The following is a 24,650-nucleotide window of genomic DNA, read 5'->3' on the forward strand; positions in this document are numbered from 1 at the left end:
CCCACAACTCGACCTTGGTCCCGTCAGCGGTGCCGTTGCCCACGATGTCCAGGCACCGGCCGATGGTGCTGAGGGAGCCGTTGGTGTTGTGCTGCCAGTGCTGGTCCTCGGCGTAGGTCTGGCAGTCCCAGAGCTGTACAGCGGTGCCGTTGCCGCCCGTGTCGTCCGCTGCGGCGTCGACGCACTTGCCGCCGGGGCCGGTGATCGTCCCCTGCGGCCCGTTGGGCACGTCCGTCTCACCGGAGTAGCCGACGGAGACGATGTTGGCCTGCACGGCGTTCTCGGCGGCGTCCGTCGGATAGCCGGCGACCATGACCCCTTCGAAGAAGGTGCCGCGGTTGCGGTTGCTGTTGTCGCCGCCGGTGCCCAGGATGATGCCACCCTCCTGCTGCATGGGCTGGTAGCCGCCGCGGGTGGGCAGGGCCCCGTCCCACCAGGTCGACAGGCCGCCGGACTGCGAGTTGCCGCCCTTGAGCGCGTACCTGGTCTGGCCGTTGTTCTTCAGCACCGCCGTCACATAGGTGCTGTTGTTGCCCAGGTTCGCCGTGTTGGAGCCGTTGTTCCCCTGGAACATGCCGTTCTCCATGTCGGCCTCGACCCAAGGACCCGAGCCGGTGCACGGCGCGAAGTAGCACGTCGTCGCGATGCTGACGGCGTCCATGTGGCCGTTGCCGGTGTCAGCCGGTGTGCTCTCCGCGTTGCCATAGTCGAAGCAGCAGTCGGACCCCACGTGTGTGCCGCTGGCCACCATGTAGGCACCCTCGGGCTGGCCGTTGACGGCGACGCCGGAGGCCACGCCGGTGTAGCGGTAGCCCACGCCCGGGGAGATCCAGATGCCGTACACCTTGTGGCCCCCGGCCGTCACCGCGATCTCACTCGCGTCTGCCCCGCGGTCGGCGCCGCCCGCGGTGCCCGCCGGACCTGGGGTGAGGTCGTTGTGGCGTGACGTCTGGTCGTAGACCTTCGAGATACGGCAGGTCGTGTTCTGGCAGAAGGTGTCCTGCTGGCCGGCGTTGGCGTAGCCGCCCTGCGCCAGCAGGCCGATGTCGGTCTTGGCGCCGTCGGAGGCCCGGGTGACCTGGTAGAGCGGCCCGTTGTAGGACGACAGCAGGGCACGCGTGGTGCTGTGCGCCGCGACGCACGGGGTGCCGGCGGATCCGTAGATGTCGCAAGGCAGTGAGCCCGCCGCCTCCGACGTCGTGGGAATGGCGATCAGGAATCCGATGACTAGTCCGATGACGGTCGCCGCGGCGGTGGACGTCCGCACCAGTCTGCGGGCGACGCCTCGGCCGTGTCTCAATCTCGCCTTGCGAATTGAGCGTAGTGACCTATACATGACATCCCTCTCTCAAGGGCCAGCCTCGCGGCCGGTTCGGTGTGGACCGGGAAGCTACGCACGTTGTTGATACCCGTCAATATTTGTTCCATTTCCTTGATTGGCCTTTTGCTGTCTCGTTCGAACATGATTGTTTCCGTCGTTCCTGCAACTCCCGTGCGCGCCAACCCCATTGACGCTCCGTCCGTCCGTCGCTACCTTCTGAGAGCGCTCTCAGAGGAGGCCCCATGACTCCCGTACGAAAGCCTCGAAGGTCGGAAGTACGCACCCACTCGCCCGCGGGCAGTCCGCCGCGGCATCGTCTTCGCGGTGCTCACCATGCTCGCCCCGCAGCGGGCCTTCGCGGCTGAAGCCTCCACCAACACAGTCGGCGCGACCATCTGCATCGAGTACTGCGACGCCCGCGCCCCCGGCGACTACTCCCGGCCACCGCCAGCATTGACGGACGGTTAGTCGTCCTGCATTTCGACCACACCGACGCGATGGGCTGGGCGTCCATCGACAACAGCAGCCCGAGCGACGAGGTTTGGCTCGACTGCTCCGTCGACGGCGGCCGCACCTGGAGGTTGCGGCAGCAAGATCGGCGGCACCAACATCCTGTCGGGTCAACGGGGTTGGCACGCCCTTGTACAACGTCGACGACCTGAACAACTGGAACAGCCACGGCAGTCGCCAGACCCCCTTGGGTTGCGACTCATACAGTCCTACGACGACACCGAAGGCGGCATGTGACACCCCAGAGTGGACTCGCCGCCGGTAGTGGCAGTGGCCGGCGACTGCTTGGCGTCTGCGCCGCCATTGCGACCGGCTCACCGCGCGCACACGAAGCGGTCGGCGGGGCCGGGATACGGAGCGAGCTGCCAGGAGCCGGCGCGCCGCCGCCACGGCGAGCGGAACAATGGTGACGGAACCGAATCCGCGTCCCCTTTTGCCCCTGCCTGGGCCGCCGTGGCAGCAAGAAAGGCATGGGCGAGCATGGCCATGGTGACATGGCGCATCCAGCCGACGTAGCGGCGGACTTCGTACTCGTCCGGGCCGCATTCGTTCTTCACGGCCTGGAAGCATTCCTCGATCGCCCACCGCCGCCCGGCGATCCGCATCAGCAGGTCGACGTCCGTGTCCGCCGGGGCATACGAGACAGCAGGCGATGTCATCGGGTCTGCTGATGCTGCGGCGGGCCGGCGCCCAGCGCTGACGCGTAGGCCCGTTGCCGTCGGTCCTCGATCGCGGGGATCTGGACGGCCGCCCAGTGATAGACGCGCGGGCCCTTGGCGCCGCTGCCGCACGAGCGTTTCCTTTACGGCTCGTCCGGCGCCTGCGTGAACGTGAACAGGTGGTCGATGCGGACGAACCGCAGCACCTGCTGGGACTTCGGGACGGCTGTGACGTATGCCGGGCGGTTACCCCAACCTGCTCGGGCCTGATGAGACAGTGCAGATCGCCCACGCCTACGGTCCGAACACCGCGCGGCTGCTCGCACTGAAGCGGCGCTTCGATCCGCATAATCTGCGAAACCGGACGACTCAGTACGCGGCGACCATCGGGTTGCTGGTGGCCACCACAGGGCTGGCCGCTCCTCAGGCAGTCGCGGCGACCACCGGCGTGAACACCGAACCCGCGAGCAGTGCAGCGGTCAAGCCACTGGGCAAGCTTGGTCCTTTGACGGGCCTGATCATCGAGCGCCTTCTTGTGGGCGACGATGTCGCGGCGTCCAAGTTCGGCACGGACTCGCCCATTGAAGACCCCGTGCGTGAGGCCCAGGTGCTGGAGCAGGTCCGCGTGCAGGCCGAGGCGGCCGGCGTGAACTCGCAGGCGGCGGTGGCGATCTTCCGCGACCAGATCACCGCGAGCAAGCAGGTGCAGCGCGGTCTGTTCGCCCGCTGGACCGCTCATCCCGAGGTAGCTCCCACGACGCGTCCCGACCTCGGTCAGATCCGGGCCCGACTCGACCAGTTGACCACGGCTCTGCTGGCGGAGCTCAAGAATACGGAGCTCCTGCGCGGCAGGCCGGTCGGCTGCTCAGTGCAGCTCACCCTGGCCGAAGTGACAGGAGCAGCGCTGGAACACCTGGACACGCTCCACCGCCAAGCGCTCAAGACGGCGACGGACTCGGTGTGCGGCACGAGGGAGCAGGGGCACAACGGAGTTGAGCATTCCTCGACCGGGGCCGGCGAGCATTCGTTCGCCGGCCCCGGTCGATGGGCGTGGTGCCGACCTGAACTGCGGCCTGCTGAACGCGACTCCCCGCGTCACCCATCGTGACCGCAGGTGCCGGTGACTTTCACTCAGGCCGTACGCATGCCCGCTCCACGTCGCCTTCTTCGGCGGTCAGGACTTCGCTGCGGAGGCGGTTGCGCCGCCGGTGAGTTCGGGGATGGTGCGGGCCTTGATGATGCCTTCGACGCCGTGGAGGAAGGTGTCGGAGATCAGCTTCGGGTCGAAGAGGCAGCCGGCTGCCATGGCGCCGTCGCGGAGCATGACGAAGTGCCGCCCGGCAGCGTCCGCCACCCCGTCGTCGGTTTGGGCCATCAGGCCGGTGACGGTGTCGAGGAACCACTGCCGGTGGGCCAGGACGGCTTGGTGGATCGGGTGGGCGGGATCGGAGTATTCGGCCGCCGCGTTGAGGAAGGCGCAGCCGCGGAACCCGGTGGACTGGATGCCGTCGGTGATCGACTTGGCCACCGCCCGGACCTGGTCGTCCGGCGACGGGCTGCTGGCCTGGGCGGCGGCGACCTGTCCCCGGATGGCCTGGTCGGCCTGCGCGAGGTAGGCCAGGACAAGGTCTTCCTTGCTCGCGAAGTGCCGGTACAGCGTGGCCCGGGTCACCTTCGCCTCGGCGACGATCCGGTCGATGCCGACCGAATGGATCCCCTCCGCGTAGAAGATCCGTGTTGCCGTGTTGAGCAGCCGCGTCCGCGCCTCGGAAACGGTGCCGCCTTCAGTACTCCGACTCATGCCGTCCACGTTACCAAAGGGTAGAACGGTCAGTCTTGACACTGGATGCAGGAGCCTTCTCCAGGATGTAGACCGAACATTCTACCTCCCTCACGCTTGGTGTGTCATGCGCTTCCATCGATACGTCGTCTTCCCGAGTTTGGCCTTGGCCACCGTCGTCGGCCTCGCGAGCGCGCTCCCCTCCGTCACTTCCGAGTTGTTTCCCGCACCGGCCGATACTCAGCACGCAGACGCACCGGCTGTGCTGCTGGTACAAGTGACCCGCGCCGACTCCTTGCACACGGTCTACGCATCCGGGCGTCTGCCGGAGGGCCGACCCGAGCCCATCGGCGACGTTCCCTCGCATGCGATGACCAGGAGCTCGGCACTTGGCGCGTTCGCGGAGTGGAAAGGCATCGACGCACCGAAGCGGGCGGGCGCCTTCCACTCCCCGGTGAACAGTCATCCAGGCAGCGGTGGTTCGTCCAAGTGAAGAGGCCACACCCAGGACGCACGCAGCCGTACGACATCCACATGATCGTCCTGAAGGGTCAGCCCACCGGCCACCCCGTTCGCCGCACCACCCGTCGGCGTCCCCTCATCTTCGCACTCGTGGGACAGCTTGCGGCTCGCCTTGGGAGCCTGCGCCGCCCTGGCGGTTCGTGATCACCAGTGGCTGCCGCTCACAAGGGTGCTCGGCACCACCGTCCGCGCTGAACGCAACGCGACGACTACCTGGCGTCCGACGTCCGCGCCTCGTCACGAGTTCGCCGGGCCACGTCGTCCGCCGGGCCACGGTGATCGAAGGCGATCAGCGGGTCCCCGGTGAGCGGGTGGTCGATCACCGCGGCCCGTACGCCGAAGACCGCGGCCATCAGCTCGGGTGTGAGGACCTCGCGTGGGGGACCTGAAGCGACGACGGTTCCGGCGTGCAGAACGTGCAGACGGTCACACACGGACGCGGCGGCGTTCAGATCGTGCCGCGATACGAGGGTCGTCCGGCGTTGCGTGCGCAGCAGGGCCAGGAGTTCGATCTGATGGCGGATGTCGAGGTGGTTGGTGGGCTCGTCCAACACCAGGACATCGGGCTGCTGCGTGAACGCCCGCGCCAGCAGCGCGCGTTGGCGTTCGCCTCCGGACAGTTCTGTGAAGCGGCGTCCGGCGTGGCCGTCCATGCCGACATCGCGGAGAGCTCGATCGATGATGTCCCGGTCGGTGGCGTCCTCGCCGGCGAAGGCCCGCTTGTAGGGGATACGGCCCATGGCGACGACCTCGCGCACGGTCAGTTCGAAGTCGCTGTCCCGCTCCTGCGGGAGCGCGGCGATGTGTCGGGCCGACTGCCTCGCGGGCATCGTTCGGATGTCGGTCCCGTCCAGCAACACGCGCCCGGCCACCGGACGCAAGTGCCGGTAGACGGTGCGCAGGAGAGTGGACTTGCCGCTGCCGTTCGGGCCGGCCAGTCCCGTGATCTCCCCCGCGGCCGCTATCAGGTGGGCACCGGCTACCACCGTACGGCCCGCGTAAGCGACGTGCAGGTCGTCGATGTCGATCCTCAACTGCCACTCCCCAGGCGCCTGTCCAGCAGATACAGCAGTGCCGGAGCCCCGATGAGCGAGGTGACCACACTGATCGGCAGTTCTTGTGTGTCCATGGCCGTACGGCAGACGATGTCGACCACCACCAGGAGCAGGGCGCCGAAAAGTGCGGAAACGGGCAGCAACCGGCGGTGGTCGCCACCGAGCACCAGGCGGCAGACGTGCGGCACCATCAACGCGACGAAGGCGATCTGGCTGGATCCCTGTTGTCTCAAAACATGCGCCGAACCATGGGTACTTGAGTACCGCCGCGCAGGAGTGCGACTCCAAGTGCCCCTTGCCGTAGACCTCCGCAGGGCCCATTTCGGTCCTTGTGGCTTCAAGTCGCCTATGGGGCGGGCGCGTTGCAAGGATCATTTTTCGACGAAGCGAACTCATTCGGGGGATCGGATCGTTGGTGTACCCCGGCACTCGAAAGGGTGGCTAGCATGAGCGCGACGCGTGATCCGGAAGCGGGCCGTCCCTGATCGGTCGTGGTCCGGAACGCCGAAAATGTCCATTTGCCTACCTGCTTCATGCTCATACAGACCAAGGGACCGCGCAATGCCAAAGCCTGCTCGCCCCCGCCAGCGTCGACGCGGGAAAGGGGCAGGCTCCTCGTCGACCGTGTTCCCGGTGATCCTGCTCCTCGCGACCGCGGGTGCCGTCGCAGCGGCCGTACTCGCTCCGGACGGAGCCCGCGCCTGGGTCCTGGGCGCGGTGATCACCGCCTGGTGCTGCATCGCCGTCATCGTCGCCACCGCCTCGTATCTCCTGCGGCGTGCCCGTCGCCAGGCGGCTGCCCGGGACAGTGAGCTCGGGGTGGCCAAGGACAACTGGAAACTGCAGAGCGCCGAGGTGGCCCGGCTCGTCAGTGTGAGCCTGCCGGGTGTGGCCCGGGACGTGAAGAACCGGGCCGGCGCCGACGAAGCTCTCACCCGTGTCGTCGAGCCTTCCGATCCGCAACTGCGTCAGGTGCTGCGCACTTTCGCCGAAGAGCTTTCCGAGGCGGTTCGGCGCGCGGCCGAGGCCGAGGCCGAGCTGCAGCGGATACGCGATGAACTCACGCAGGGAAGGACGGAACTCCAGCGCCTGACCGACGAGACGCTGCCTGCCGCGGTGGCCCTGCTACGGGACGGCAGTTCCGCCAACACCGTCCTCACCAAGTTCGATTGGCCGCAGAGCCCCGCCCTGCACCGGGCGGCCGAATCGTTCGTCCGCGAACTCGCCTACAGCGAACGGCGGTCCGCCGCTGCCCAGGCCGCCTCCGCCAAGGCCCTGAGCCGGGTCCAGGCCAAGACGGTCGCCATGCTGGCCGACCTGCGTGCCATGCAGGAGCGGCACCGTGAGGACGTCCTCGGCGACCTGCTGCAACTGGATCACAGCACTTCCCAGCTCGGACTCATGACCGACCGGCTGGCACTGCTGATGGGCGGCCGCTCCAGCCGCGTCTGGAACAAGCCGATCGTCATGGAAAGCATCCTGCGTGGGTCCGTCGGCCGTATCGCCGCCTACCGGCGGGTGCGTCTGCACTCGTCCAGCAGGACGGCGATCGCGGGTTTCGCCTCCGAGGGCGTGATGCATCTGCTCGCCGAACTCATGGACAACGCTGCCAACTTCTCGCCCCCCATCGACGAGGTCCACGTCTACGTGGAAGAGCGCAGCGCCGGTCTGGTCATCACCATCGAGGACAGCGGCCTGAAGATGTCCGGCGCCGCCATGCGCCGGGCACAGGAGGCCGTCTCCGGCCAAGTCACCGACCTGGCCTCCCTGCAGGGCACCCGGCTCGGCCTGGCGGTGGTGGGACGACTCGCCAACAAGTACAACATCAGCGTCAACTACCGTCCCTCCTCGCGTGGCGGCACCGGCGTCGTCGTACTGCTGCCGCCCGAGCTGGTGGCCCAGCAGCGCGAGCCCGTCGTCGAGCTGTCCCGCCCCGCTCGCGACGTCCCGGAGGCTCCGGCACCCATCGACGAGCCCGAGGCGGCACGACCTACGCCCACCCCGTCCATCACTTCCGACCATGTGACGGCCGCCTCCGGCGCCGAGATTCCTCGTAGCCGGGACTCGGCCACCGAGAACGGACTACCCGTCCGTGCTCCTGGCCGCACCATGGCCGCCGCCGAGGAGGCACGGCGCAAGCCCGCGCCTACGACGCCCTCTGCAGAGCCCCGCGAACAGCGGCCCGCGCGCGACGTCGGGAAACAGTTCGGCGCCTTCCACCGCGCCCGGCACGCCGGCGACCCGCTCGGCGACTCCGCCGCCCCTGACGACGACGAACACCGGACCACATCCGACTAGGTTTCCAACCCCCACACGTTTCGCCCTGCGCACCCCACAGGCGGGGTCCATCAACACCCCCTCACTTCATCACCGTTCGAAGGATTGGAGGAACGGGCCGGGTGACCACCGACCGGTCACGACCCGTCCCACGCACCATGGAGACCACTGACAACAGCCTCACCTGGCTCCTGACGGGCCTGGTGAAGCGAACCCCGGGCACGCGCCACGCGCTCGTGCTGTCGCGGGACGGCCTCAAGCTCTGCTGGACAGAGCACATGACCCTCGACCAGGCCGACCAGCTGGCGGCCATCTGTTCAGGCATCCAGGCCCTCGCTCAGGGCGCCTCCGTGGAATTCGGAGACGGATCGGGCGGCGTGCGGCACTCCATGACCGAATTCCACGGGGGGCTGCTGTTCGTCGTGGAAGCCGGCGAAGGGGCGCACCTCGCGGTCGTCGCGCAGGACGACGCCGACCCCGGGGTCATCGGCCACCAGATGACCGAGCTCGTCGAGCAGATCGGCGACCATCTACGGGCCGAACCGCGTACGCCCGCGGACCGGGGTGCCTCCGCGTGATGCGCAAACCCGTGGACGTCGGCGATCCCGACCGGCTCTACATGGTCACGGGCGGGCGCAGCACAGCCGACGACTCGTTCGACCTGGTGACGCTGATCGTCAGCGAGAACGAGCCCAGTGCCGGCATGCAGTCGGAGCACGTCAGAATCCTCGAACTGTGCCGACACCCCACGGCACTGGTGGAGATCTCCGCCGAGCTGAAGCTGCCCGTCACCGTCACACGGATCCTCGTCGGCGACCTTCACGACATGGGCAAGGTCAGCGCCCGCCATCCCCGCGCGGCCGAATCCGTCGCGTCCCTTCCCGAAACCGCCTTGCTCCAGGAGGTCCTTGATGGACTCCGCAACATCTGAGCTGCCCTCTCAGCGCACGCCGCTGACCGACACCGCCGAAACCGGTCTGAAGATCGTTGTCGTGGGCGGCTTCGGAGTCGGCAAAACCACCCTGGTCCGCGCGGTCAGCGAGATCCGGCCGCTCAACACCGAAGAGGTGATGACGCAGGCAGGGCAGGGCGTCGACGAGACGGCCGGCGTAGAGCGCAAGACCACCACGACGGTCGCGTTCGACTTCGGTCGCATCAGTCTCAACCAGCGCATGGTGCTGTACCTGTTCGGTGCCCCGGGTCAGGAGCGCTTCTGGTTCCTGTGGGACCGCCTGTTCTCCGGCACGCTGGGCGCGGTCGTCCTCGTCGACACGCGCCGTATGGAGGACTCCTGGTACGCGATAGACAGGCTGGAACACCACAAGACCCCGTTCGTGGTGGCCGTCAACCGCTTCGACGACGACACCAACCGCTTCTCCCTCGAGGAGATCCGCAAAGCCCTTGCCCTGGGCGAACACGTGCCGATGATCGACTGTGACGCCCGGCTCAGGTCCTCGGGCAAGGAGGTCCTCATCACGCTCGTGGACCACCTCTACTCAATGGCACTGTCCCAGGAGAGCACACCGTGAGCGACCCCGCCGGCTCCCCGTCCGCGCCCACTCCCCCACCCGGCTGCCCCGCACATCACTCGGCGGTGCAACTGGGCGGCCTGCAGTACCAGCAGACACCATCGCAGTTGTACCGCTCCATGCGTCGTGAGCACGGAGCGGTCGCGCCGGTGCTGCTCGACAACGACATCCCGGCCTGGCTCGTCCTCGGCTATCCCGAAGTCAGCTACGTGACCAGCCACGACGAACTGTTCGCGCGGGACTCGCGGCGCTGGAACCAGTGGGATCACATTCCGCCGGACTGGCCGTTGCTGCCGTACGTCGGCTACCAGCCGTCCGTCCTGTTCACCGAGGGGACCGAGCACCAGCGCCGGGCCGGTGTGATCACGAAGGCGCTGGAGGGCGTGGACCAGTTCGAACTGGCCCGCGAATGCGAACTGATCGCAGACCAGCTGATCTCCACGTTCTCCGGCAGCGGTCAGGCCGAACTCATGAGCCTGTACGCGCACGCGCTGCCGGCCCGAGCCGTGCTGTGGATGTGCGGCATGCCGCAGGACGGCACCGACACCGAGCGCCTCGTCGACGACCTGCGGATCTCCCTCGACGCGGGGGAAGGTGACGACCCGGTCGCCGCGTACACGCGTGTCGGCGAGCGGATCGCTCAGCTCGTCAAGGAGAAGCGGGAGCGCCCCGGACCGGATGTCACCTCCCGGATGCTGCTGGACCCGGCCGGGCTCAGCGACGAGGAGATCGTGCAGGACCTGATCTCGGTCATCGCCGCGGCGCAGCAGCCGACCGCCAACTGGATCTGCAACACGCTACGACTGCTGCTGACCGACGAACGCTTCGCGCTCAATGTCTCCGGCGGCAGGGTCAGCGTGGGAGACGCGCTCAATGAAGTGCTGTGGCTCGACACCCCCACGCAGAACTTCATCGGCCGGTGGGCGGTGCGCGACACCCAGCTCGGCGGGCGCCTCATCCGGGAGGGAGACTGCCTCGTCCTCGGACTCGCGGCGGCCAACACCGACCCTCAGATCTGGCCGGAGGCGCACGTCGGCGCCGAGAACTCGGCGCACCTGTCCTTCAGCAACGGCGAGCACCGCTGCCCCTATCCCGCACCGCTCCTGGCGGACGTGATGGCTCGTACGGCCGTGGAGACACTCCTCGAACGCCTCCCCGACCTCGTGCTGGCCGTCGAGCCGGAGGAACTCACCTGGCGTCCCTCGATCTGGATGCGCGGCCTGACCTCCCTGCCGGTGCAGTTCACCCCGTCCATGCATTGACGTCCTCCCCGGCCCATGGGGCCGGGGATTTCCGCCTGCTCGCACACAAGGAGGTGCGAACGCTGCTGCTCAGTAAGTGCTCGGGGTGAAACGCACCGGCAGCGACTGCGGGCCGCGGGTGAACACGCCCTGCTCGACCGGGTCGAACCCGTCGGCGAGACGAAGGTCGGGCATCGCGTCCAGCAGTTGGTTCACGCCGGTCTCGACCTCCGCCTTGGCCAGCAGCGCGCCGACGCAGAAGTGTCGGCCCAGCGCGAAGGCCAGATGGTCGGCGGCCGCTGAGAACGCCGACGTCGTGGTGAGGTCGTCACGGAAGATGTCGAATCGGTCAGGGTCGTGGAAGCGCTGCTCGTCACGGTTGGCCGCGCCGATGAGGCACGTCACCGTCGCTCCGGCCGGAATGGTGCCGCCGGTCACCTCGACCTCGGTGGCCGACTGACGCATGATCATGTGCACCGGAGGGGTGAACCTCAGGGTCTCGGCGAAGGCCGCGGGTATCAGGCTTCGGTCCTCGCGAACCGCTGCCAATTGCTCGGGGTGCATGAGCAGGTTGGCCAGGATGCTCGCGATGGCCTTGTCGGTGGTCTCACCGCCGGCCGCCAGCAGCAGGCTGCAGAACGCCTTGATGTCCTCGTCGCTCATCCGGACGCCGTCGACCTCGGCGGCGCAGAGCGTGGACAGCAGGTCCTCGCCCAGGTTGCCGCGCCGCTCCCGGATGATCGGAATCATGTACTCGGCGAACTCCACCCGCGTGCGCTCACCGGCCGCGGTCACCTCCGCATCGCCGGACAGATTGCCGAGGAAGGCGATGACCGCGGTGTACCAGCCGTGGAAGCGGGCGTGATCGGCCTTGTCCAGGCCCAGCATGTCCGCGATCACGTTGACCGGGAACCGGGTCGCATAGTCGTGGACGATGTCGGCGGAGCCGGTGTGCCGGAAGGCATCGATGAGTTCGCGCGAGTTGCGCTCGATGACCGGCAGGAACTTCTCCTGCAGGTCACTGCCGCGGAAGGCGGGGGCGACCAGCGCCCGGCGTACCGCATGCTCACGACCGCTGAGCTGCAGGATCGTCTTGCCGTGAACGGGCTCGAGTTGCCAGTTGTAGTTGTCGGTCGTGAACTCGGACTTCTTGTCCTTGAAGACGCGCTCGACGTCCTCGTAGCGCGAGATGATGTAGCTCTGGGTTGCCTCGTGCCAGATCAGGGGTTCTTTCTCTCGCATCACCGCGTAGGCGGGGTAGGGGTCAGCGGCGAATTCGGGCGAAAGGATGTCAGTAACCTGCGGGGCAGCGGACACGGGACTCCTCGAAGTAGATGCCGACGCTGCACACCAGATTAATGATCTTCCGGTGGCTTAAACAGGCCAGTCCTGGCCGAAGTTCAGCGTGCAGATCCTAGAGCCATCCGGCGTACCCCGCGGCCAGTCCGTGGTGCATGCTCACAGCGTTTGCCACGCCGTATACGCCGTCGAGCACCATGGCGTCAGCCCTCGGCAGCAAACTCGCCATCGCGGAAGCGACCTCGACAGCTTCGTGCTCGCGAACGGCGGCGGCCATCTGCGAGATGACCGCACGTCGCGCCTCCGCGCTTCGCTCCGCAGCCCTGAACTGAATGACACTCATCAATCCCAGGTCGGCGAGGAAATCGAGTCCGTCGGCGTCGCACTGCGCGAACGAGCCGATCAGCAGCACGCCCTGTACACGCCGAGGATCCACCTCCCCGGCGGCCATGGCATGGGGTCCGCCTGAAGACCACCTCGCCACCAGATAGCGCTCTACTCCGAGATGATTCATCAGGGCACAGCTCGCCTCGGTCGCATCGGCAAGGGTGCGCCCCGGCACTGGAGTCGAAGCACCATAGCCGGGGCGTGTGTACGTGACGACGCGGTATCCCCGTTCTGTGGCTGAGCGGAACAATGAGCCGACCGAAACCGCCGAACCCGGCATGCCGTGGTGGACGAATACGACCGGTCCGTCATCAGGCCCTCGTACTGCGTACTCGAGAACTCAACCGCCGCCCAGATCCAGGGACTTCACCGGCTCTTCTGCAGAGCCGCGCACCCGTCCGGCGGCGCCCCCACAGCACGTCGCCCATGCACCGCGCACTTGACGCACCACCGAGGCGCAAGTGACCCGGCCGACCTTCTACCGGCACTTCCCCAGCAAGGAAGATCTTGTGCTCGCTCACCTGAGGAGCCGCACCGAGCCGAACCCGACCAAGCTGACGCAGCCTTCGCTGCGGAGCTGCCGACAGCGGACACCCTCAGCGCGTCCATCGCACAGAGGATCCAGGTCCCTGGCTTCCGGGGCTGCGCGTTCCTCAATGCTGTCGCCGAATATCCCGACCCTGATCATCGGGTGCACCTGGCCGTACTCGCCCACCGTCAGCGGTTCCTCGAGACGGTTGCACAGTTGCTGGCCAAGGTGCGGGAAGCTCCGGCTGAAGCAGCCGCTCATCACTTCGTGATGATGCTGGATGGCGCAACAGCCGCCGGTTGCCTGTTTGACCAGTCAGTGGTGCGCGAGACATTTCTGCGCGGGGTCGACGTACTTCTGCGAGCCCACGCCACAGCTCCTTACGCCGAGCCGGATAAGATGTCGACTGCCGCGCACTGAACACCCCGGCCTGTCGCAGCAGTTCGCCGGCGCCTGTCGCCAACTGCCAAGCCACCTTCACCTGTTCTCGACCGCCGCTCCTGCTTCCTGTCTGCTGCGGCGCTGGACCGCGGGCGTACCTGACGGGGTGCAATAGGCGATCGAGTCGCCTGACTGCAGTCGGCTTCAGTGCTCGCGGCCTGCTGTGGTTACGGCCGGTCTCGTCAGCAGGGGTGCGCCCAGGACAGCGAGTTGCCGAACGCTGCCGCACAATGTCGTACACACCCCTGCGGGCATGTGTGAGGGCCGACTGTTGCTGAGCAAAGTCGGTCCCTCACACACGCTCCCACGCAGGGCCCGACCTTGTATCCCCGCTAAGGGTGTCAGCTCGGGGCCTTGGCGCGGATTAGTCCGTCTTCGCCGCCGTACGGCCCAGACGGAGGGCCGAGATGAGGAAGAAGATGGCACCCGGCACGGCATAGCCGATCGCGCTGGTCAGCTTGGGGTCGTCCGCGCCGGCCGACGCGATGAACGACGCGCCCGCCAGCACCGAGATGCCGCCACTAAGGATCATGGGCCACTGGCCGCCCATCGCGCGTCGCGGAACGGCGACGCTCAGCTGGACCAGACCGGCCACAACGGCCCAGGCACCCCACACGCGCAGCACAGCCGGAATGCCGGACGCGCAGGCGACGCCGACGCCGATGGCGGTGATGAGGCTGACGGCCATGTTCACGTACAGCAGTCGGGCGGATCCCTCCGTGCGGGAGACTTTCGCGTCGTAGATGGCGGCGCCGACGTCGAACAGCGGGTACAGCACCAGGAGTACGGCCCCGACCGGCGTGATCTTCGAGGCCATCGTGAGCATCACGGCGGCCCAGACGATGGCGAAGGCGAACCGGACGAAGTAGAGCCGCCGCAGGGCGGACGCGGTGCCGGATATGCCGGACGGAGCAGCGAGGGTGCTCACTGTGTTCCTTTCGATGGTCAGGAGGGGGCGGAAGGTCGGTCCGGCGGGGGAACACGTGAACGCCGCCGGTGAGACGACTGAGCGATCCGCAGCCATACGAGGCCGTGTTCGGCGACCGGCGAGAACGACCGATCCGTCTCGCAGCATGCCAAGGAGTCGGCTCACCGTCAAGACAGAACGTTCTCTCCTTAGCAACGGGGGTGACCGTCACCCCACACAGCGGGGCCGGAGTGATCAAGGAGCTGAGGCGCGAGGGATCCGGTCCGAGCGGCAGCGGCTGACTGCAGGCTCGTGACCGCGGCCATCAAAACCAGATCGAGCAAAAGTGACTGACACCATTTACAAAGGCATCGCCACGTCCACCGGCGACGGCAGAGCGGGAGGCCGGGCACGGACCAGCGATGGCCTGCTCGGCGTCACCCTGGCGATCCCGAAGGTCCACTCAGCCCTCAAGGCCGTGGCGGCACAGCAGAAGACTCAGCTCTTCGACTCCGCAGTCGCCGCCGAGGTGGGGGTGGAGAAGACCCCGGAGGGCGGGTTCGGTCTCAACGCCATCCTGCATGTCGAACTGTCCGGCGTTGAGCAGGAGGCGGCGGACAAGCTGGTTGAGGCAGCCCATGCGATGTGCCCATACTCCAACGCGACTCGCGGAAACATTCCGGTGAGCCTCGATGTCACGGTGGCATGACGCCGCTGATCGGGGGGAGGACTACGCCTGCCCCGGTCAACCGGACGTACTATGGTTTGAATCGAACGTTCTATCTCTTGGGGATGTGGTCGTGGGCGTATGAGTCGGAGCACTGAAGGCGGCACCGTTTCCGAGGCGCGGACGCGGCTGCTCAACACGGCAACGCGGATTTTCTACGCCGAGGGGATCCATTCGGTCGGCATCGACCGGATCGTCGCGGAGGCGCAGGTGACCCGGGCCACCCTGTACCGGCACTTCCCGAGCAAAGAGGACCTGGTGCTGGCCTACCTCAAGCAGGCAGACCAAGGCATACGAGGACAGGTCGAGGCTGCCCGGGCCAGCAGTCCGTCACCGACCGACCAGGTCCGGGCCGTAGCCAAGTCGATCACCGACGGCATTCAGTCCACTGGATTCCGCGGCTGCGCCTTCCTGAACGCGGCAGCCGAGTACTCCGATCCCAACCACCCTATCCACCAAGCCGTCCTGTCCCACCGGCAGTGGTTCCTCACCACCGTCACCGACCTGCTGGCGCAGACCAGCGAACAGCCGGCCGCCGCCGCAGGCCGCCACTTCATCATGCTCCGCGACGGCGCCATGGCAGCCGGCTGCCTCTTCGACCCGAAGCTGATCTCCGACACCTTCCTCCACGGCGTCGAAGGCATCATCAAGGCCCGCACCATCCCCGAACTCACCGCGCCTACAACCACCACCGCAGCACAGTCCTGACCGCACTCCCCCTCTGAGGTTCCATCGGTCCCCCGGCTGCTGCTGATCGGCGGCCTGTGGAACCACGGCCAACTGGCCTGTGGAACCACGGCCAACTCGCCGACGCACTCAGTCACATCTCCGGCAGGCACATAGTCGTCCAGGGTCGGCATGACCGCGCGCCTGGTGTGCAGGGCGCCTCGAGGACCAGGTGCGCGCGGCGGACCGGAGACCTTGTCAGGGACGGGGTGGAGCGTCCGCTTGTACGAGGGCCCGTGCGAGGTCGGTGCTCTGCGAAAGGGTGTCAAGTGGGACCGGCAACATGGCGAGAGCACCCTCGTGGAGGACGAGGAGTCGTATGGCGAGGGTGGCTGGATCACAGCAATGCGCTGTGGCTGCCAGGTCCTCGAACAGGCGCAACAGCCATCGCTTTTGGTCCGCCGCGATGCGATGCGCGGGATGTGTCGGCTCCGGGAGCTCGGCCAGCGCGTTGAGAAATGCACATCCGCGCGTGTTGGTGCTACTCCACGTCCGCAACGCGTCAAAGGGCGCGGTGACGGCCGCGACAGGGTCGTCACACGCTTCGACGGTGGCGAGGACGAGGGTGCGCCAGCGCTGGTCGCGTGCCGCGAGGTAGGTCGCGACGAGTTGGCTCTTCGATCCGAACTGGTTGTACAGGGTCCTCTTGGTCACACCGGAGTGCTCGGCGATCAGATCCACCCCGACCGATGTGATTCCGCGGTTGTAGAACAGGTCCTCGGCGACCGCCGCTATGCGCCTGCCGGCCGGCGTGATGGGTCGTTCGTCCCGCATCAGGTGTTCCCTCGTCGATCTGTGTACGGTGGATGAGTTCACAGAACAGTATATCTATCGAGAGGTTCGATCTTATGGATGTGCCCAGGACCATGCGGGCGGTTCGGATCACGAGGCACGGAGGACCGGAAGTCCTTGAGATGGCAGAGCTGGCGGTGCCCACCCCGCAGCCCGGAGAGGCACTGGTCCGGGTCGGCACAGTGGCTCTGAACAACACCGACCTGTGGACCCGAGAGGGCGCCTACGGCGTCCCGGGAGACCCACAGGCGCTGTCGGGCTGGCGGGGCCCGATCGACTTTCCGCGCATCCAGGGCGCCGACGTTGTCGGCCGCGTTGTGGCCGTCGGTGTCGGCGTCGACGGGAGCCTCGTAGGCCGGCGTGTACTCATCGACCCCGCCATCTACGACGCCGACGGGCCGGACGCGAACCCCGTGGGCCTGATGGGCAGCGAACGCGACGGTGGTTACGCCGAATTCGTGACGGCTCCGGCGGAACGTGTCCACGACGCGACGGATTCCCCGCTCACCGACGACCAGCTCGCCGCGCTGCCGACCGCCTACGGCACGGCCCTCGGCATGATCGAGCGAGGCCGGATGCGTAAAGGCGAGACCGTTCTGGTCTCCGGGGCATCAGGCGGAGTCGGCCTCGCGGCCGTTCAGATCGCCCGGGCACGCGGCGCAAAGGTGGTCGCTATCAGCAGCGGTACGAAGATCACCGCGGTGCGCGAGGCCGGTGCACACGAGGTCCTCGACCGTGCGCGGGACGTCACTGAACAGCTCCGCTTCGCCGCCCCGGAAGGCATCGACGTCGCACTCGACGTCGTCGCGGGCGATCTGGTCGGCGAACTACTGCCCCTGCTGCGTGAGGGCGGCCGGTGGGTCATTGCCGGTGCACTCGGCGGATACGGGGTGGCATTCGACGTACGCCGTCTGTACCTGCACAACGCTCAGGTGATCGGATCCGCCATGCACACGCCCACGCACTTCCGCCGGCTCATGACCTTGGCTCGCCAGGCTGAGATCCAGCCCGTTATCGCTGCGGTATTCCCCTTGGACCAAGCCGCCAAGGCACAGGAGGAACTCGCCCGCAGGGCCCATGTGGGGAAGATCGTCATGCACCCTCATGGGTGAGGTCGTCGAGGCCGACAGCCGGCCGGAATACGCATGCGGGGGCACCAGTTGCAACCGAACATGCAGGATGATCAGAAGCCACCCGGCGGCATACACCCTTTGCTCGCTGAGCGCTTCAGCCCCTATCAGTTCGATCCTTCCGTGGCCGTCGACGACCACGCGCTCGGACTGCTGCTGGAAGCCGCTCGGTGGGCACCGTCGGCGGGCAACTCTCAGCCGTGGGGCTTCTTCACGAGTAGGCCCGGTGAGCCGGACCACGACCGCGTTCTCCCCCACCTTGCACCCAGCTCGGCCCGCTGGGCGGCGGACGCAGGTCTGCTCGTCGTCGCGCTGACGCGCCGGTACGTCGATGACACGCAGCTGCTCTACTCCGAGTTCGCGGAGTACGACCTCGGCCAGGCCGTCGCCCACATGACCATTCAGGCGCAGGCCATGGGACTGGCCTCGTACCAGTTCCGGGCCTTCGACCTGGAGGGGCTCACCAAGGAGCTGAAACCCAACGCAGGTTGGGTGATCGTCTCCATGGTCGCGGTGGGCGGGGCGGCCGACGGACCCCTCAAGGCCCGCACCCGGCGCAGCCTCGCCGATGTGCGCTCCGCTCCCTGGTCACCCATGCCGTAGCGGTCGCCCCGTGGACACCTCTGCTCCTCGCCCGCGATGCGACCGCCTTCGGTCCGAGCTGCCATTGACCACCGGCTGACCGAACTCTGTGACAGCCGGCGAGGCAGGTCGCTCTCCAGCCTGAGAGCGGTCCCTGTGTGGGCACGTAGGACGTTGGCGGCGTACGTGTTCAAGTGGCCATTAGGCTACGGCTCATGTCGGACGACTCCCTCAGCGCTGCGCGCCCAGCGCATCGGGTTCGTGTTCCAGCAGTCCCATTCGGCCGTCGGCGTCCCGGTGGTGGACGCGGTGGCGGACGGCCTGCTGTATTCGGGTGTGCCCATGTGCTCCGACCCCGCGTGCCCCAACAGCGGACAGCTCTGACCGGCTGACTGCACTCGGTTACACCAACGTTCGCAAGTACCGCGAGGGCGTTCAGGACTGGGGGAGGCTGGACTGCCCATCGAGTCCGCTTGACCTGTCTGAGAGGTGGCGTCGTCTTCGGTGACTCTCATGCGTTGACCGGATTCGGCCGCACCATGGCCCCCTGAAGGGCGAGACAGCAGCCTACGAGAGACGGATGGCTGCTGTCAGCGTTGTACAAGACGCTGACAGCAGCCACCTATCTCCACCATTGCGCAGGGCTACTTGACAGCTGAGCTATTGGGCCTTGTGTTTGTCGAACGCAGCCGCGAGCGCGTGGATAGGGCCACGGCCCTCGAGCTCGACACTCTTTCCGTCCGCCATGGTGATCGTGAACGGCTGCCAATTCTTGCCGTTCTCGACCTTGATGGATGCGATGCGCTCCAGCGGCATCTGGCCGAGGTGCTGGCCAACTCGGTTAAGCATCGGGTCGGCAGCCCACACGTGCAAGGCGCTGTCGCTGAGACCGAAGACGACTGCGGCGTCGAGCGGGATATCGGTCTCTTCGGTCATCTTCTTCGCGGCCGCGCGGGCGGCCGGCCTGGCTATCAGGTAGTTGCCCAGGGGCGAAAGCATCCGCGCCGGGCTGAGCACGGTGTTAACCCTGGCATACGCTGCCGCGACGATCTTTTCGTCGCCGAGCTGCTCGGTCAGGGCGTTGACCAGTTCCGCATCCGTTGCGCGCATCAGCGGTTCCTCTCCATCAGGTTGGAAATGGGCCCATCCCGGCTATCACCCGCCCGCATCATGACAACGTTGTGGCTGCGGCCGTGTGGACGCGTGCGGGTGGTCGGGGCGGTGACAACATCAGGTAGGGGTGAAGCCCCTAGCAGGAACGGGCCTCTGAAGGCCATGTCCTCACCGGGGGGCTTCACTTGGCGTCCAGTATCGCCTACACCGGACCCCTCGGTGTCCACATGGAGACCAGCCGCAGTCGGCTTCACATCAGGCAGCGAAACCCACGTTGGTGACGTACTCGTACTGCCCCCACTGCGAGCCCAGGTCGACGATCTGGTCGGCCCACGCGTCGTCGAGCTTCTGGTCATCGCCCGCAGCCCAAGCGGCGACGATGCGGTCCCAGCGGCGCACGTTCAGGGCGCGGAAGTCCACCACCCGCTGCCGCGGCCGCGAGACACCGGACTGGTTGAGCGGGTGGATCTCCACGCGCGTGCCGCGGCCGTCACGGTTGAGGCGGGCGACGAGGTAGCGGGCGACGTTCTCGCGCCGCACGGTGCGATACGCCTGTTCGATGCGCCGCAGGTTCCGCCGCGACGGCGCGCGACGACCTTCCAGCCAGGCGCGCAGGGTGCGGTCGGTGACGGTCAGGCCGGCCGCGCGGGCCGCGGCGCGGGCGTGGTCGCTACGGGTGAGGTAGTGCAGGCGCGCTTGCAGGCCACGGCGGGCGGTGACGGGGGTGGCGATGTACCCGGCGAGGGCGTCCAGCTGCCGGGCGACGGCTTCGTAGCCCTTGATGCCGCGGGCGCCGTACTTCCCGAACTCGATGTTCCGCTCAGGCATTGGCTCTTCCGGTCCTGGGGTTGTGGATCACCATACGGCACTGTGCGGGCCGATCGTCCACCCTGGCGAGTACCGAGCAATGACGCCGTTGTGGGTGCCGACCGTCAGGAGGGTTACGTGGACTCGTCGCGGGCGACGCCGACGCGGTACGCGTCCTTGACCTTCACCTCGGCGACACCGCGGCCCTCGGCGAACACCGCGCGCCAGTCGCCGATGACGTGGAGTTCGTCGGTGCCCATCGCGCGGACGACCAACAGGCCCTCGTCGTAGGCGCGGTGGGCCTTCCACCACAGGTTCGCGAAGGCCTGTGAGCGGATCAGGTGCATCCAGTCCGTGCGGTACAGCTCTCGGTTGTAGTTCGACTCCCCCAGCGTGGAGACGAACTTCGAGTACATCGCCTTGACGTACTCCAGCGTCACCTCGTCGCCTTCGCCGATCGCCCGGTCCCGGGCGTCCTTCAGCGCGACTCGGAACTTCTCCAACAGGCCCTCCGTCGCCCCCGAGGTCCACGACTCGTGGATCTGCGGCGGGTCACACAGGCCGTACTTCGGGCCCGCCAGGCGCAGCAGGAGGCGCAGGGTCGGCTCGGTCACCCACAGTGGACCCGGCTCGTCCCGGCTGCCGATGGGGTTGGGCAGATGGTCCTCGTGGTCCCAGGCGGGCGGAGTGATCAGGTGGACTCCCGCGCGGCGCGGATTGTGCTCGTTGCCGGTGGAGTGCTCCAACTGGCCGATCGGCAGATGGGTCTTGAGGGCACTCAGGTAGGCACCGTTGATGTCGAGCGCGGTGACCTCGTGCTCGCCGGCCGGCAGTTCGGGCCTGGCCCAATTGGGGCGGGCCTCCCAGATCTGGTCCGCGCCGCGGGAGGACTGCTTGCGCAGGACGTCCGGCAGCCACGGGTGCGCGATCACGTCGTAGCGGCCGCCCTTGCGACTGTGGTCCAGCAACGCCATCGCATCCGGGATCGCCCGCTTCACCAACGCCGCGGTGGCCGCCTCGACATCACCGGCGTGCTCGTCGAGCGCGGCCGCGACAGCGGAGGCGATCAGGTCCGGGCTGTCGGCAGGCTGCATGCGGCGGCCGACGGGGACGACTTTGACACCGCGTCCCGCTTGCCCCCGCCGACCAGTGGTTGGTGCACGCCGAGATTCCGGGCGCGCAGCAGGCGTCACCGGCACCGCAGGCTCGCTTGTCTGCGCGGGTTCGGCCGCTTGGCACTCAGTGGGGTCCAGATGCTGGGGGAACCCCGCGACCTGATGTCGGGCCGGCTGTCCGCACAGTACGCACGGCTGGGGGGTGGCGAGCGTGTCGACGTCGTCGTCCTCACCGGCCGCCGGTTCGACATCCGCGTGATCGTCGTTCTGTTTCTCGGCCGAAATTTCCTTGGCCGGCGTCTCCTCGGCCGCCTCCGTTGCTTCGGCGGCCAGTTTGGTCCTCGCTCCCTCCAGGAAGTACGCGTACTTCTCCCGCACTTCGCCGCTCGGGTCCCGTCCCGACTCCCAGCCCCCGACCGTGGACGGGCTCACGCCCAGCACCTTGGCGAGCTGGGCGCGCGAGAGGTTCAGCCCCTCGCGCAGAGCGCGCCGTTCCTCGGCGGGCGGCAGCGCCACCTCCTTCCTGGCACCGGCGAGCAGGGCGTCGATCGCACCGAAGTCCGTCATCAGACGCCTCCCTCGACGGCAGCAGGACGGCGGGGACTGACCGGGCGGCCGGGGACGCGGCGGCGCGCATCGGGCAGCGCCTCCGTGGCCCGGGTGGGGCCCGCCATGAGTTCGAGTACGTCTATGCCGTAATGCGCGGCGACGGCCTCGCAGTCCGTCAGACTCCAGGCCGCGGTGCCGGACTGACGACGGCTCACCTGGGCCTGACTCACGCCCAAGGCGGCGGCGAGTTCGGTCTGCGACTCACCGGCCACATGCAGGAGCGCCGCCACCGCCGACCGCACCCGCTCTTCCAAGCCCATACGCATGGCGCAGAATCTACCACTCAAACCTCATCGCCCATGCCTATACCGCATAGTCCGCAACACACCCCGCACACGGCACGGCAGTCGCTACGCCCCTACCGGGACGGTGTGGCCGGTGGCGTGGCGAGTGGCAACGTACCTGCAAGGGCAGGCAGTTGCCGTCTCTTGCACGCGCCACCGTGTGGCGCCTGTCACCCTCTGTGATCAGCTGCGCCGGAGTGCTGCGATCTTCTGCTGGGCGGTCACGACCGCCCGCGCCAGTTCGCTGCGCGCGTCCTCCTGCTTCATGGCCTTGACGAGCTGGAGGCGGAGCTCCATGAGGCTCACATCCGCCGCCTGGCCCGGATTGGGCAGGGCGGTCGCGCAGTGCTCTTCTACGCACTCGACCACCCTGACCAGTTCGGGGCGGAGAGCCTCGGCGTGGTCGGCGACGCCGCACGCCCCCACGTCCGCCGGGCGCACACCACAAGGTCCTCCCCCGCCCCGCGCGCCCTACCCGCCGTCGCCGTGTCGGCCGCAACTTGCCTGGCGCTTCGGCGCCCCCGACTACCTCCTCGAAGCCTGCGCAGGCACTACCGGTGTCCGTCCACAGGCATCACCCGCAACTGGAGCATGGCGGCGAAACGTGCCTCCGGGTTGTCCAGGTCGATGCCGCCGACCTCGGCCAGCCGGTGGAGGCGATAGCGGAAGGTGTTGGGGTGGACGTGCACGGCCGCCGCGGCCGCGTTGATGTCCCCGAAGGCGTCCAGCCAGGCACGCAGGGTCTCGATGAGGTTGGACCGGCGTTGCTCGTCGTACGCGGCCAGTCGCGCGATGGGGCCGGTGAACTGGTCGCCACGGGCCGCCACGATGTCGCGCAGTTCGCACAGCAGCGCCTCGACATGCACATCGGCCAGCCGTGCCACCCGCCGCTCGGCCCCCTCGGTACGCAGCACTCGTAGAGCCAGGTCGGCACCGGAGCGCGCGCGGGCGAGGCCGCCGGCGTCCTCGCCGGTCGGACCGAGGCCGATCACCGCGCCGGTCCGCGCTCCGACCCGGTCGAGGAAGTCGGCCGCTATGCGCACGGCCCGTTCCTCACCGGCGTCGCGGTCCTGCTGAGCGGGAACCAGCCCGTAGACGGTGTCGCCGAGCAGAGCGGCGGCGCTGTGCGGATGCACGGCGCCCAGGTGCATCGCCAGCGCGTCGGCCAGTCGTTCCCGCTCGGTGGTCGCACTCGCGTCCTCGCCGACAGATGCACCCGCGTCGGCGGCGTCCCGCAGGCCGAGCGCCATGACCACCAGCGGCCGGCCGGCCAGGCCGAGCCTGCTCAGTGCCTCGCGCGCACCGGCTCTGCCCTCCAGGGCGGTGCTCATGAGATCGGCGCGCAGCCTGCGTTCGACGTCGGCGCCGGCCCGTAGGCGCAGCATGTGAAGGGCGACGACCTTGGCGGCGTCTTGCAGGGCCAGGGACCGCTGGGGGCTCAGTGGCTCGCGGACGGCGGCCCAGATCGAGCCGATCGCCTCGTCGCCCGCCCGCACCGCGACGGCGACGCGCGGCACGGTGGGGCCGTCCGAGCCGTCCTGCAGCGGCGGGATGTGCACTGGCCCGGCGCTGCGGTAGAGGTCACGGAAGACGCCACGGCTGGCGAGCATCCGCGAGAAACGCTCCGGGACCTGACGGCCCAGGATCGTCTCGATCCGGGAGGCGTCGGCTTTGTCCTGCTGCCCCGAGAAGGCCAGCACCCGTGAGTGCCGGTCCTCGATGGTCACGGGGGCGTCGATCAGTGCGGCGATCGCGTTGGCCACGGCGAACAGGTCGCCGAAGAGGGTACTGCCCAGCGTCTCGGGGCCGTCCGCGCCGATGTCCCCCTCGGCCAGGACCGCCCGCAGCAGGGCGGTGACCTGGACCCAGGACGCCCCGCGGGTGAGCCCGAGAACGCCGACGCCCGATGCTTCGGCCGCGGCCGCGAGCCCGGCATCCAGCGGAACCGGCGCCCGCACGATCAGGGCGACGGCACGCCGGCGTCCCAGTTCTTTCAGGAGGCGGGCGATCTCCTCTGGTTCGCGCAGGCCGACGCCGAGCATCAGCGCGTTCGGTGGCAAAGCGGAATCCTCGACAGGATCGTGGATGATGAGGCCGCCGATGTCCTCGGTGTCGCGCGCCCCGGGGTGGACGACGTCGAGCAGAGTGCTGCCCAGGTGATGCAGGACCCTGGCCAGGCTGCCATGTGCGTGTGCGTTCATGCAGCGGTGCCTTCCGAGGACGACGGCGACGACAGCACCACAGTCAGTGCGCGTTCACCAACCTGCCCACACTCAATGTGCGTTCACCAACCTGCCCCCCACTCGAT

26 protein-coding genes and 4 pseudogenes are annotated in these 24,650 nt (G+C 67.9%); 15 read left to right on the forward strand and 15 right to left on the reverse strand.

All coding sequences use genetic code 11. From position 1 onward, the window contains the following. Positions 1 to 1,300 (reverse strand): arabinofuranosidase catalytic domain-containing protein (locus tag JYK17_RS25405; RefSeq protein ID WP_372465274.1); only part of this gene is annotated, 1,300 nt, incomplete at its 3' end. A gap of 345 nt (positions 1,301 to 1,645) precedes the next feature. Between JYK17_RS25405 and JYK17_RS41045 the strand changes: the two genes are divergently transcribed. Next, positions 1,646 to 1,789, forward strand: coding sequence for a hypothetical protein (locus tag JYK17_RS41045; protein WP_222811245.1), 144 nt, complete (start codon positions 1,646 to 1,648; stop codon positions 1,787 to 1,789). Between the two features lie 356 nt (positions 1,790 to 2,145). Here JYK17_RS41045 and JYK17_RS41380 read toward each other — a convergent pair. Continuing rightward, positions 2,146 to 2,433, reverse strand: a pseudogene (locus JYK17_RS41380) (IS701 family transposase); the annotation flags it as partial. Between the two features lie 334 nt (positions 2,434 to 2,767). Between JYK17_RS41380 and JYK17_RS40685 the strand changes: the two are divergent. Continuing rightward, positions 2,768 to 3,598: a chorismate mutase gene (locus tag JYK17_RS40685; protein WP_234548382.1), complete on the forward strand. Its 831-nt coding sequence runs from the start codon at positions 2,768 to 2,770 to the stop codon at positions 3,596 to 3,598. 66 nt (positions 3,599 to 3,664) lie between these two features. On the opposite strand, the gene JYK17_RS25425 is transcribed toward JYK17_RS40685, so the two are convergent. Continuing rightward, positions 3,665 to 4,291, reverse strand: coding sequence for a TetR/AcrR family transcriptional regulator (locus JYK17_RS25425; RefSeq protein ID WP_108015243.1), 627 nt, complete (start codon positions 4,289 to 4,291; stop codon positions 3,665 to 3,667). 106 nt (positions 4,292 to 4,397) lie between these two features. Here JYK17_RS25425 and JYK17_RS25430 point away from each other — a divergent pair, with 106 nt between their 5' ends. Continuing rightward, on the forward strand, positions 4,398 to 4,763 hold the full coding sequence (locus JYK17_RS25430) for a hypothetical protein (RefSeq protein WP_146191752.1): 366 nt from the start codon (positions 4,398 to 4,400) through the stop codon (positions 4,761 to 4,763). 238 nt (positions 4,764 to 5,001) lie between these two features. Here JYK17_RS25430 and JYK17_RS25435 read toward each other — a convergent pair whose 3' ends face one another. Both JYK17_RS25435 and JYK17_RS25440 read right to left on the reverse strand, forming a co-directional pair. Continuing rightward, on the reverse strand, positions 5,002 to 5,826 hold the full coding sequence (locus JYK17_RS25435; protein ID WP_108015242.1) for an ABC transporter ATP-binding protein: 825 nt from the start codon (positions 5,824 to 5,826) through the stop codon (positions 5,002 to 5,004). Further along, a pseudogene (locus tag JYK17_RS25440) lies at positions 5,823 to 6,065 on the reverse strand (iron chelate uptake ABC transporter family permease subunit); the annotation flags it as partial. The gene JYK17_RS25435 and the pseudogene JYK17_RS25440, both read right to left, overlap by 4 nt. 343 nt (positions 6,066 to 6,408) lie before the next feature. Here JYK17_RS25440 and JYK17_RS25445 point away from each other — a divergent pair. The 5 genes from JYK17_RS25445 (at position 6,409) to JYK17_RS25465 (ending at position 10,915) form a co-directional block, all read left to right on the forward strand. Beyond that, positions 6,409 to 8,145, forward strand: a complete 1,737-nt coding sequence (locus tag JYK17_RS25445; protein WP_108015241.1) for an ATP-binding protein — start codon at positions 6,409 to 6,411, stop codon at positions 8,143 to 8,145. Positions 8,146 to 8,282: 137 nt separating this feature from the next. Beyond that, positions 8,283 to 8,702, forward strand: a complete 420-nt coding sequence (locus JYK17_RS25450) for a roadblock/LC7 domain-containing protein (protein ID WP_108015315.1) — start codon at positions 8,283 to 8,285, stop codon at positions 8,700 to 8,702. Next, positions 8,699 to 9,055, forward strand: coding sequence for a DUF742 domain-containing protein (locus tag JYK17_RS25455; RefSeq protein ID WP_164932091.1), 357 nt, complete (start codon positions 8,699 to 8,701; stop codon positions 9,053 to 9,055). Before JYK17_RS25450 ends, JYK17_RS25455 begins: the two co-directional genes overlap by 4 nt. Next, the gene (locus JYK17_RS25460) at positions 9,036 to 9,653 is read left to right on the forward strand and encodes a GTP-binding protein (RefSeq protein ID WP_108015239.1); all 618 of its coding nucleotides are present in this window, start codon (positions 9,036 to 9,038) and stop codon (positions 9,651 to 9,653) included. Before JYK17_RS25455 ends, JYK17_RS25460 begins: the two co-directional genes overlap by 20 nt. Further along, positions 9,650 to 10,915 carry a cytochrome P450 gene (locus JYK17_RS25465; RefSeq protein ID WP_108015238.1) on the forward strand — a complete coding sequence of 422 codons (1,266 nt, stop codon included), beginning with the start codon at positions 9,650 to 9,652 and terminating at the stop codon, positions 10,913 to 10,915. Before JYK17_RS25460 ends, JYK17_RS25465 begins: the two co-directional genes overlap by 4 nt. A 69-nt stretch (positions 10,916 to 10,984) precedes the next feature. Here the strand turns inward: JYK17_RS25465 and JYK17_RS25470 are convergent, their stop codons facing one another. Both JYK17_RS25470 and JYK17_RS25475 read right to left on the reverse strand, forming a co-directional pair. Then, entirely contained in the window at positions 10,985 to 12,211 is a 1,227-nt protein-coding gene (locus JYK17_RS25470) for a cytochrome P450 (RefSeq protein ID WP_222811246.1), read from the reverse strand. Between the two features lie 97 nt (positions 12,212 to 12,308). Continuing rightward, a pseudogene (locus JYK17_RS25475) lies at positions 12,309 to 12,872 on the reverse strand (alpha/beta fold hydrolase); the annotation flags it as partial. Between the two features lie 169 nt (positions 12,873 to 13,041). Here JYK17_RS25475 and JYK17_RS41050 point away from each other — a divergent pair. Both JYK17_RS41050 and JYK17_RS41055 read left to right on the forward strand, forming a co-directional pair. After that, positions 13,042 to 13,380 (forward strand): TetR/AcrR family transcriptional regulator, encoded by a 339-nt coding sequence (locus JYK17_RS41050; protein WP_308011704.1) that lies wholly within the window; start codon positions 13,042 to 13,044, stop codon positions 13,378 to 13,380. Then, the gene (locus JYK17_RS41055; protein WP_308011707.1) at positions 13,272 to 13,529 is read left to right on the forward strand and encodes a hypothetical protein; all 258 of its coding nucleotides are present in this window, start codon (positions 13,272 to 13,274) and stop codon (positions 13,527 to 13,529) included. The genes JYK17_RS41050 and JYK17_RS41055 overlap by 109 nt, the downstream gene beginning before the upstream one ends. Before the next feature lie 385 nt (positions 13,530 to 13,914). On the opposite strand, the gene JYK17_RS25485 is transcribed toward JYK17_RS41055, so the two are convergent. After that, a complete protein-coding gene (locus tag JYK17_RS25485; protein ID WP_222811248.1) occupies positions 13,915 to 14,478 on the reverse strand; it encodes a hypothetical protein in 564 nt (187 codons plus the stop codon). A gap of 325 nt (positions 14,479 to 14,803) precedes the next feature. On the opposite strand from JYK17_RS25485, the gene JYK17_RS25490 reads away from it, so the two are divergent. Continuing rightward, positions 14,804 to 15,166, forward strand: a complete 363-nt coding sequence (locus JYK17_RS25490) for an OsmC family protein (protein WP_222811249.1) — start codon at positions 14,804 to 14,806, stop codon at positions 15,164 to 15,166. A 99-nt stretch (positions 15,167 to 15,265) separates the two neighbouring features. Beyond that, positions 15,266 to 15,892: a TetR/AcrR family transcriptional regulator gene (locus JYK17_RS25495; protein WP_222811250.1), complete on the forward strand. Its 627-nt coding sequence runs from the start codon at positions 15,266 to 15,268 to the stop codon at positions 15,890 to 15,892. 216 nt (positions 15,893 to 16,108) lie between these two features. Here the strand turns inward: JYK17_RS25495 and JYK17_RS25500 are convergent, their stop codons facing one another. Beyond that, entirely contained in the window at positions 16,109 to 16,684 is a 576-nt protein-coding gene (locus JYK17_RS25500; protein WP_108015232.1) for a TetR/AcrR family transcriptional regulator, read from the reverse strand. Positions 16,685 to 16,758: 74 nt separating this feature from the next. Here JYK17_RS25500 and JYK17_RS25505 point away from each other — a divergent pair, with 74 nt between their 5' ends. From JYK17_RS25505 to JYK17_RS25515, 3 genes and pseudogenes are all read left to right on the forward strand, one after another. Then, positions 16,759 to 17,814 carry a zinc-binding dehydrogenase gene (locus tag JYK17_RS25505; protein ID WP_128800819.1) on the forward strand — a complete coding sequence of 352 codons (1,056 nt, stop codon included), beginning with the start codon at positions 16,759 to 16,761 and terminating at the stop codon, positions 17,812 to 17,814. Between the two features lie 60 nt (positions 17,815 to 17,874). Continuing rightward, complete coding sequence (locus tag JYK17_RS25510) at positions 17,875 to 18,435, forward strand: nitroreductase family protein (RefSeq protein ID WP_222811251.1); 561 nt, start codon at positions 17,875 to 17,877, stop codon at positions 18,433 to 18,435. 210 nt (positions 18,436 to 18,645) lie between these two features. Next, a pseudogene (locus JYK17_RS25515) lies at positions 18,646 to 18,759 on the forward strand (ABC transporter ATP-binding protein); the annotation flags it as partial. Positions 18,760 to 19,074: 315 nt separating this feature from the next. On the opposite strand, the gene JYK17_RS25525 reads toward JYK17_RS25515, so the two are convergent. The 6 genes from JYK17_RS25525 to JYK17_RS25550 form a co-directional block, all read right to left on the reverse strand. Then, entirely contained in the window at positions 19,075 to 19,524 is a 450-nt protein-coding gene (locus JYK17_RS25525) for a hypothetical protein (protein ID WP_222811252.1), read from the reverse strand. Positions 19,525 to 19,782: 258 nt separating this feature from the next. Next, on the reverse strand, positions 19,783 to 20,355 hold the full coding sequence (locus JYK17_RS25530) for a transcriptional regulator (protein WP_128800822.1): 573 nt from the start codon (positions 20,353 to 20,355) through the stop codon (positions 19,783 to 19,785). Positions 20,356 to 20,468: 113 nt separating this feature from the next. Beyond that, positions 20,469 to 22,016, reverse strand: coding sequence for a helix-turn-helix domain-containing protein (locus JYK17_RS25535; protein ID WP_222811253.1), 1,548 nt, complete (start codon positions 22,014 to 22,016; stop codon positions 20,469 to 20,471). Continuing rightward, positions 22,016 to 22,324: a helix-turn-helix domain-containing protein gene (locus JYK17_RS25540; protein WP_222811254.1), complete on the reverse strand. Its 309-nt coding sequence runs from the start codon at positions 22,322 to 22,324 to the stop codon at positions 22,016 to 22,018. Before JYK17_RS25540 ends, JYK17_RS25535 begins: the two co-directional genes overlap by 1 nt. Before the next feature lie 201 nt (positions 22,325 to 22,525). Next, the gene (locus JYK17_RS25545) at positions 22,526 to 22,783 is read right to left on the reverse strand and encodes a hypothetical protein (RefSeq protein WP_108015227.1); all 258 of its coding nucleotides are present in this window, start codon (positions 22,781 to 22,783) and stop codon (positions 22,526 to 22,528) included. A 110-nt stretch (positions 22,784 to 22,893) separates the two neighbouring features. Further along, a complete protein-coding gene (locus JYK17_RS25550) occupies positions 22,894 to 24,543 on the reverse strand; it encodes a PucR family transcriptional regulator (RefSeq protein ID WP_222811255.1) in 1,650 nt (549 codons plus the stop codon). Between the last annotated feature and the right edge of the window lie 107 nt (positions 24,544 to 24,650).

It is taken from the genome of Streptomyces plumbidurans, from assembly GCF_019857225.1.
Taxonomy (GTDB): Bacteria; Actinomycetota; Actinomycetes; order Streptomycetales; family Streptomycetaceae; genus Streptomyces; species Streptomyces plumbidurans.